The 238-nt window shown below is 63.4% G+C and carries 1 protein-coding gene; it reads right to left on the bottom strand.

Annotation, left to right across the window (positions count from 1 at the left end):
- The coding region (locus AC0L2O_RS37505; protein WP_473373285.1) for an FkbM family methyltransferase at positions 1 to 238 on the bottom strand (238 nt) is incomplete at both ends.

Below are 238 nucleotides of genomic sequence, written 5' to 3'. Positions count from 1 at the left end.
CCCCGGTGTGGTCGCCGCCGTTCTCGAACTCCGGGTTGCCGTAGTCGAAGACGAACGACCCATCTTCCGGCGTTGCCGCGTAGGGAATCGGAAAAATGTTCAATCGGGAAGGATTGAGCGCGGCATTGGCGCCGAGGATCGTGAAGGTATAAGGGTTCGGCTCGAAAGCGAGGACCAGGCCCTGCGGTCCGCAGGCGAGCGCTATCGGTACCGTGCTGTCGCCGACCTGGGCGCCAAC

The organism is Bradyrhizobium sp. Kon10, assembly GCF_055807395.1.
Note: the sequence above shows the minus strand (reverse complement) of the source record. Positions and strands in the feature narration are given on the sequence as shown.